The 8315-nt window shown below is 69.5% G+C and carries 6 protein-coding genes; 1 reads left to right on the top strand and 5 read right to left on the bottom strand.

The annotated features are described in order from the left end of the window. Positions 1-91 precede the first annotated feature (91 nt). The 4 genes from ACFW6B_RS39385 to ACFW6B_RS39370 form a co-directional block, all read right to left on the bottom strand. A complete protein-coding gene (locus ACFW6B_RS39385) occupies positions 92-499 on the bottom strand; it encodes a hypothetical protein (protein ID WP_386604412.1) in 408 nt (135 codons plus the stop codon). A 398-nt stretch (positions 500-897) separates the two neighbouring features. Then, positions 898-2115 (bottom strand): hypothetical protein, encoded by a 1218-nt coding sequence (locus ACFW6B_RS39380; protein ID WP_386604410.1) that lies wholly within the window; start codon positions 2113-2115, stop codon positions 898-900. A gap of 277 nt (positions 2116-2392) precedes the next feature. After that, entirely contained in the window at positions 2393-6442 is a 4050-nt protein-coding gene (locus tag ACFW6B_RS39375; protein ID WP_386604408.1) for a CHAT domain-containing protein, read from the bottom strand. Beyond that, positions 6439-6987 carry a hypothetical protein gene (locus ACFW6B_RS39370; RefSeq protein WP_386604406.1) on the bottom strand — a complete coding sequence of 183 codons (549 nt, stop codon included), beginning with the start codon at positions 6985-6987 and terminating at the stop codon, positions 6439-6441. The genes ACFW6B_RS39375 and ACFW6B_RS39370 overlap by 4 nt, the downstream gene beginning before the upstream one ends. Before the next feature lie 92 nt (positions 6988-7079). Here ACFW6B_RS39370 and ACFW6B_RS39365 point away from each other — a divergent pair, with 92 nt between their 5' ends. After that, positions 7080-7613 carry a hypothetical protein gene (locus ACFW6B_RS39365; protein ID WP_386604405.1) on the top strand — a complete coding sequence of 178 codons (534 nt, stop codon included), beginning with the start codon at positions 7080-7082 and terminating at the stop codon, positions 7611-7613. 31 nt (positions 7614-7644) lie between these two features. On the opposite strand, the gene ACFW6B_RS39360 is transcribed toward ACFW6B_RS39365, so the two are convergent. Next, positions 7645-8217, bottom strand: a complete 573-nt coding sequence (locus ACFW6B_RS39360) for a TetR/AcrR family transcriptional regulator (RefSeq protein ID WP_386604403.1) — start codon at positions 8215-8217, stop codon at positions 7645-7647. Positions 8218-8315 lie beyond the last annotated feature (98 nt).

Below are 8315 nucleotides of genomic sequence, written 5' to 3'. Positions count from 1 at the left end.
AGCACCCCAGACCGTTCGTCTGGACGAAAACAGCAGACGAGATCCTCGACAAAGTCGCCGCCTACTGCCACCGAATCTCTGACTCAGGTCACTAGGCAGGTTCGTCTGGATCAGGTGAGGGAGATCCGTCGATGGACAGGAAGGGCATGTCCGACTTCAGGAGAATCTTGCCCCAGTCGCCCAGCAGCATGTAGTTGTCCGCGTCGCGGGTCAGAGAGTCCACTGATCCGAAGTCGAGAGTGCCGCTAGCGCCGATAGCGGGCTTGACGACACCCTGCCCCGTCCAGCGCACGTCGCGTACGCGGGGGAAGACGATGGTGGCCGGTCGGAAGCAGGCACGTTCCCCCGGCAGTGGGTGTCTCCATTCGGGGTGTGACGGCAAGAGCAGCAGATCGAGTTGGAGAGTCAAGATCCCGGGGTGGACCGCGACGTCCAGGACGTAGCTGTCCTCCAGGTAAGCGTTCTCGAACCCAGGGAAGCTCGGGTAGTCGTCGCGCATGGCTCACCTCTCGGACTGTCCGGCAAGGCGTTGATCATGATCCTGCCCAGCGGCAGATGCCAGCGATATACAGGCCGGCCAGGTAGATGGTCGCGGTCTTCTCATAGCTGTGGCGGGCGGCGGTCGAAGTGGTCGCGGCCGGCAGGCGGGGGCGTGCTGTGGAGGAGCAGGAGGCGGGGCGGCTGTCCTGGTTGACGGAATTCGGGGTGCACGAACGCGGTGAGGCGCCACCCGGAACCGCTGCACGGGCAGGGGCGGCACTGAACCGGAAGGATTTCGGATCGTCGCGCTGTCCGGCGACCGTCAGCGGCACGGGCCCGGGAAGGTGCCCGCCCGCGAAACGGTGGACGGGCGCTGAAGAGCCATGGCTATGCCACAGGACGGGCCGGTGCCGGGGTTCAGTCCGCCGCGGGGGTGAGCGCGATGAGGGCGGTGCAGGCGGGTCCCCCGGCTCTGAGATCGCGCAGCAGGGCCTTCTTCGTCCGGTGAGCGGCGATGAACCGGGCGTACCGCTCCGCGAACGCGCCGGTGGTGGCGTCCCGGTCGGCGAGGGCGGCCAGGTCTCCCAGGAGACGGACGATCTCCGGGTAGTGGCGGGTTCCTCGCTGTGAGAGGAGTTCTCCCACGCGGTGCCAGGCCGCCTCGGGATCGTGCCGCAGGTCGGCCAGCCGCCGGTCCTGGGCCTCGAGCGCCTGCCGCACCACCCGGTCGCGTTCCTCTGCCGCCTGTTGTTCCTGGCGGGCGATACGCAGCCTCTTCCGGGCAGGGACCGCGGCAAGGAGTTCGGCAACCGTGCGGGGCGCGGGAGCAGGGCCGCCGGGCGGCCGGCTTTCCAGGAAGCGGCGGCGCAGCCCAGACAGGAGGTGAGGATCGCCGTCGTGGAGGAGCTGGGCGAGGACGGTGTCCTTCTCCTGCGGGTCGAGGGTGGCGGTCCAGGCCCGGTGGGCGGCGAGTGTCGGGGGCGGGGCCGGTGGGGGTGCGTGCTGGGCCGCGGCCGCGATGAGGTCTTCGTCGATGCGCAGGAACGTGGCCAGGTCGGCCAGCGGCTCGGGAAGGTCGGCCAGTCCTGGTGGCACGGCGGGTTCCAGGTCGTCGTCGTCGAGTTCGCCGTTGTGTGCGCGCAGCAGCCAGGCGAGGTAGAGCAGGCGCAGGTCTCCCTCGGCGACCTGCCGTCGGGCGCGGGCGATGGAGGGCAGCCACTGCTCGTCCCGGCCCCCGTCCTCGTCGAAGCCGTCCTCGTCGATGCCGAAGAGGTCGTTGAAGTCCTCGGTGTCGTCGTCTGGATCGGACTCCAGGGCGAGAAGGACGTGTCCGTTGCTCTCCCATGCCTCCGCCGAGTCACCGGCGCAGTACGCCCGGGCGGTGTCCAGGGACAGGGCGGTGGCGGGCCAGCGCAGGATCAGCCGCCGGGTGCCCCAGTTCGCGAAGTAGAGGTGGGCGTCGTAGTGGGTCTCCACCAGCAGCCGGGGGTCACCCTTGAAGTCGCCCCAGCCGTAGGTGTTCACGAAGCTGTGCCGGGTCAGGCTCGCGCGTGTCGTCAGTGCGCGGATCTGCGCGAGCTGCCCGTCGGTCAACGAGGTGTCGACCGCGAACTGGTAGTGCTGGTACTCCGACATGGCCCTCTCCCCCGTTTCCGGTCAAGTCGTAGCAGGCCCGGCCTCGGATAACAGCACGCTCCGTCACCACCGAATGCGAGACAGGGCCAGCTGGACAGACCCTCTGCCTGCGGAAGCTACTCACCGTGACCGGTTCACGGAAAGCCGGAAAGCGAGCCAGAACCCGTTCTCGCGAACAGAGCCAGGAGGCCGCCGCCACCGCACGCCGCGTCATGACGGAGAACGGGAAGATGTCCGAACCGAGGGACGGGCACGGCAAGGGGGACGAATGCACCGATCACGCGCCGTAGTGCACGTACGCCGACCACACGTCGGGACGTTCGGGAACACGGGTGCGCGCCTGGTGCAGGGCCTCGTGGAGAGCGCGGGCGGGTGGGGTTGTGGGGCTCAGGCAGCGGTAGAAGTCCGCGGCAGTGTGCGGGGCTTCGGTGTCGTGGATGGACCACAGGGTGCCGACGACGTTGCGGTAGCCGGCCAGGAGGAAGGCGGACGCGACGGTGATGGCCTCGTCGGGGACGTCGTAGCCGCCTTGGGCAGTGCTGCAGGCCGACAGGAAGGCGAACTCGGCGTTCAGGTCGAGCCGGCTGACGTCTGTCACGGGCAGTTCAGTGCCGTCGTGCAGGACGAGACAGCTCGACGACGGGCTATAGGGCGAGTTGACGCCGTGACAGGCGAAGTGCGCTCGGTCGGCTGCGGCCAGCCGGGCGAGGACGCGGTCCGCCGTCGCGTCCTGGCCGGCGAGGAAGACGCCGTCCGGGAACCGCTCGCGCAGCGACGCGATCTCCGAGGACACGCCGTGCAGCGGCGGCAGACCGGGGGCGTCCGGTACGCCCACGCACAGGAACGAGCCGCGGTCGTCGCGGGCTCCGGGGCGGCGGGCGTGGGTGAGGGCCTGGATCGTCGGGGTGAACGACGAGACCACGCGGTCCAGGACCGTGTCGCCGCAGCCGTGGTGACCGGCCGCGGCGAGCGGGAGGAAGGTGAACAGACCGGTCGGGCACCACCACAGGCGCGGCGCCTCCTGCGGTGTACGCGCAGTGTCCAGGCCCAGGGCGCTCAGCACGGGCTGGGTGACATCGTCCCACAGCCGTTCGAGCGTCTCGGACACGCGCCAAGCGGCGTCCGGCCGGGTCGCGGCCTGCGGCTGGTCCCGCAGCAGATCCTCGACCGCTCGCCCGACGTCCTCCTCGGCCAGCGCCAGCCGTACGGCATCGACGTCACCGTCCTGGACCAGGAGCGCGTGGGTCCGGCCGCCGTGTGCTGTGACGATCACCACTGGTCCCTCGGCGGTGGCGTTGGCCAGCACCGTGCGGGAGATGGGGGCCAGCAGGTCCGGCATGCCGGGCAGCTCAGCCAACTCCTTGCGGAGCGCGTCCCAGCGCGCGGCCCGTCCATGGCGCTGGACCAGGTTCTCCGGGAAGCGGGCGGCGGTCTCTTGGCGCAGTTGCTGCCACCGTGCAGCCAGATGCGGCGCGTGCTCGCGCGCCGTCGCCAGGGGGCCCCGCAGGTCGATCGCCTGGGTGATGAGCGTGGCCCGCCCCGCTTCGAGCATCCGAACGGCCCGGAGCGGATCGGCCAGCTCCAGTGCGCACGACGCGGCGGCGATCGCCACGCCGGTCGTATCCGGCAGCAGCGCGTCCTGGGTCTCCCGGTTCAGTCGCGGGCCCACCACGAAGGGCAGTTGTCCGACCGCCAGCGTGTACGCCTTCATCGCAGGGCCCCAGTTGCCGTGTGCGGCGTTGAGTTCTGCACTGCTGCGGCCTACCAGGAGCAGGTCCTGAGGGGAGGCGTTCGGCGTCCGCGCGGCCTCGTCGTACGTGTCGAGAGCGGCGTTTAGGTCGGCCACCTGGCCGGTCGCGTCGTGACGGGCAGCGTACAGCTGGGCGAGCTGGGCAAGGTGGCTGGGCCGCGAGGGGTCGTCTGCGGTTTCCGCCTCCGTCAGGGTGCGGAACGTCTCGACGGCCTCGTCGAGCGGCCGAAGGTCGTCGTCGAGTCGGGCCTTGCGCATCAGTCCGTGGCCCAGGTCCACCAGGTACTGCGGCCTCTCGTGCGAGTCGGACGGTGTCTGCGCGAGCAGAGCACGGGAGATGGCGAGCGCCTCGTCGAGGTGGCGCCTGGAACGGGTCCGGTCGCTGTGCAGTTGGAGGGCTGCGCTGAGCAGCGTGGAGGCGTTGCGGTGCCCAGGCGTCCCGGCGGGTAACAGCTCCACGGCCTCACGGGCGTAGCGGATGGCGTCAGTGACCGCGGTAGGTCCCTGGAAGTCGACCGCGTGGATCAGCAGGACGCACAGCCGCTGGGCCACATCCGCGCGGCTGCGGTCGAGGCCCGCCAGCAGGCCGTGCGCGCGCCGCAGCACACCGATCGCCTCCGTCAGCGCTACGGGGTCGCCGTAGCTGGCGTACAGCTGCATGAAGGGGATCGACTGGGCGATCAGGTACTGAGGCAGGTGCACGTGGTACTGCGTGTCGGCCGAGCTGGTCTCGGTGGCCGTCGCGATGGCCTCGTCGAGCAGTTCGGGACGCGGGTCGAACTGATGGAGGGAGATCAGTGCGTTGGTCAGGGCGACGAGGAGCTCGCAGCGCTCGGCCGAGCCGGGCTCGGAGTCCCGCAGGCGTGTGCGGATCACGGGGACGAGCCGCGCCAGCTCCTCGGGCGCCACGACCTTGGCCGCGACCGCCTCGCGCCATGCGAGGGGCAACAGGCACAGGACCCTGCCCACGTTGAACCGGTTGGAAGAGAGCGCCTCGCTCGCCGCCCGCAGGGCCCGCACGGACTCCTCAACGTAGGCCTGCCGGTCGGTACGTCTGTACAGATCGTGAAGGATCTGCACGTGAAGGGCAAGGATACTTGGGTAGTCGGGATGCGCGGGGCTCGCGGCGTCGAGGCCCTTGCGCAGCAGATGGTGACAGTCCTCGAGCGTGGCCGTGTTGTCGGTGCCTTGGTCCTTCGTGACCAGCGCCCCAACCAACGCGCCCAGCCGGAGGAGGAAGTCAGCGTGTCCGGGAGCGGTCGCTGCCACCGAGGCGCGGGCCATGCGCAGCGCCTCGTCGGCGTTGCCCGGATCGTCGGTCAGTTCCGTGAGGGTGTTCAGGGTGTTTGCCAGATTTCCCGTGTACAGGCCGTAGTTGGCGTGCTCGGGTGGGGTGAGCTCGACAGCGCGGCGTCCGGCCTCGACCGCTAGGGTGAGCCCCGCGATGTCGGTCGTCGGCAGGTAGCGGGTCCTGAGCACCTCACAGAGATTGCCGTAAGGCATGCCCGGGTCGGGATGCCCGGGCTCCAGCGGGAGTTCGGCGGCACGGCTGTACCACTTCACGGCCTCAGCGATGTCCTTTGTACGTCCGCTGAGCCGGTGGCGCATGATTAGCGACGAAGCGTGATTGTTGGCCCGTAGAATCCAGTTGGGGTCGTCCCGGGGCGTCTGCTCGACGGCCTGACGGCCGTACCGTACGGCCTCGTCGATCCGGTCGAGTGTCGGCGACAGGTTGTAGGCGACCCGCAGGGCCACCGCGAGACGGGACAGTATCCGAGGGTCCACGGCGCCAGCGGCCCGCGCCCTGTGGAAGGCTTCACGGCTGAGCGCGATGGCCTCTTCCACCGCCGCGAGGTCGCCGTACGACTCCCCTCGGGAGCGCAGGCAATCCGAGAGCTGGTCGGCCAGATCCGGCCAGTGCTCGGCGGGGCTGAGGGCAAGCGCCGTACGGCAGATCTCGACGGCCTGTTCCAGGTGCTCGCGCATACCGGTGCGCAGGAACAGGACCTTGTGGTGCAGGGACAAGGCCGCCTGGGCGGAGACCAGCAGCTTCAGCCACCCCTCGGCGAGCGGGGCCCCCTGGTCGAGGCCAGTCGGTGTGGCCTCCAGCAGGTCGAGGGCCTGGCGCAGCGGTTCGAACTCCCTGGTGACCTGATGCTCCTGGAGTCTGCTCGCGACGAGCGACTTGGCGGGAGACGGGGCGATCGGGATGAAGACCGGCAGCGTCTCCCGAGGCACGGAGGCAGGATCGAACTGGTAGGCCGTGAACAGGATCGACAGTGCCCGGGACAGCTCCGGTCCGCCGTTCTCCCGGCGCTGGGCCACGGCTCGCAGGTACTCCAGCCAGCCCAGCGCGGTGATCGCTGCCATGTCCAGGCTGTCGCTGTCGACCTCCTGGCCGGTCCGGAAGCGGTCCAGCGCCGCGGTCGCCTGCAATACCGCGAGGGCTCGATCGCTCTCGGCGGACAGGACGGCCGTCAGCAGCCCCTGTTGCCGCTTCGGATCGGGCTCCCGCTGCACTTGCCGGGCTTCCCGGATGAGGGTGTCCGCCCAGGTCAGAGCCTCCTGTCGGGTCACGCTTCGGTGTCCGCCCGCGGCGGGACGTCCGTGCGCGGCGGCGGGCTGCCGTCCGGCGGGGCCTGTGTGGCAGAGGCTTGCGTTGGCGGGACGGGGGCCTCCCTACTGCCGTCGGGTGCGGTGTCCGTGGCGGCGGCCTCCACGCTGCGCTCCGGCGGGGCGTCCGTCGGCTCGATCACCCAGATCCGCCGCGCGTAGTCCTTCCTGACCAGCAGCCATGTGTCGGCGTCAGAGGGCAGCCGCAGGCTCAGGATGGCCGCGGTCTCACGGTCCGTCAGGTCCGCCGGGAGCTCGAAGACCAGGCGCCGCACGGAGTCGACAACGCAGATCTGGCCCTCTTCCGTCAGCCGCTCTTCGACCTCCTCCGCCTTCCGCCCGGAGAACAGTCCGCGCATCCAGCTATAGATGTCCTCGCCCGCCTTGCCGGTCACGCCTTGCAGCAGGGGCAGGAGTACCGAACCCGCCATAAAGGTGAGGAGGAGCTCTCCGACCGAGCGGGTGGTCTCCGCTTCCCCCGTCGGCCGTTGTGCGGAGTGCTGTGCCATGCTGCCATGCTGCCACGACAGGGGTTCGGGGCGACCTCCCTTGTACATATCGGTCCAGTTCGCTCCCGTGTGGTCCTTGCAGGTCAGGGTGAGTGACCTACAGATCGATGATGTGGTCGTTTCTGCTGATCGCGTGGACGGCTGGCCCCGAGACCGTGACGGTGTTCGCCACCTACGCGTCGGTCGGGATGGGAACCCTCCAGCGGGCGCACGCCGCGGGTCTGCCGGTGTGGGACCTCATGGTCATGGACGAGGCGCACCGGGTCAGTGGCGACGAGTTGAAGCCGTGGGCCGCCGTACATGACCAGACCCAGATCCCGGCCGTGCGGCGGCTGTACATGACCGCCACGGCACTCGGGTGGGAGGCCGACGGGGACCGGCCGCTGCTGGTGGCGTCCATGGACGAGGACTCAAAGGCGTTCGGGCCGGTCGCCTACCAGCTCAAGCTCAGTGAGGCGATCCGTCTTGGGCTGGTGACGCCGTATCAGGTGCTGTGCCTGGACATCCGCGATCCGGAACTGTACGCCGCGATGACCGTCGAGGCCGCCGGCTCCGACATCGTGCGCGGGGCGCGGCTGTCTGGCTTACCACCGCCCGCCCGGGCGCAGGTGAAGCCAGGCCAGTGAGTGGTGGGGCGGGTTGACCGGTGGCGTCTCCTCAGTCACCGGTGGTAGCCGGGTAACGGGCGAAGAGGGTGTCGGCGACGAATGCCCACTGGGTGCGCAGGTCGAAGTTCTCGGGGTCCATGAGCCAGTGCACCTGCAGGCCGTCGAGCACAGCGGGCAGGACGTGCAGGAGTTCGGCGGGGACATCGGTGCCGGTGTATTCGCGCAGGGACAACGCGTACAGGGAGTTTCTGCCGTCGAAGTAGGCGTGGGCGGGGTGGGCGGGGTCGAGGGCTTCGGCCTGGACCATGGCGTAGAGCTGGGCGCGGCGCGGGTGGCGGGCGTTGTAGTCCACGACGACGTCGAGGATGGCGCGCAGGTTCTGGCCCTGCTCGTCCAGGAGGTCCTGCAGTCGGGCCCGGTCGATCGTGTCGCGGTGGTGCAGCAGGGCGAGCAGCAGGGTGGGCATGTCGGGGAAGTGGTGCATGAGGCCCGGTGCGGACATGCCGCAGCGGCGGGCGAGCTCGCGCAGGGACAGGCCCTTGTAGCCCTCCTCGGAGATGACGTCCATGGCGGTGTCGAGGATGAACAGTCGCCGTTGTTCGGGAGTCATGCGGGTGGCCATGCCGTGTCCTTCTGCTATTTGAAGTGAGTGGTCTACTCCATTGCCAACCGGATCGAGCTGGCTTACAGTTCCTGCCATCGTATCTGACAAGTGTTAGA

This window comes from Streptomyces sp. NPDC058751 (assembly GCF_042746485.1).
Lineage (GTDB): Bacteria > Actinomycetota > Actinomycetes > Streptomycetales > Streptomycetaceae > Streptomyces.
The sequence above is the reverse complement of the archived record's forward strand: the minus strand, read 5'-3'. Positions and strand labels throughout refer to the sequence as shown.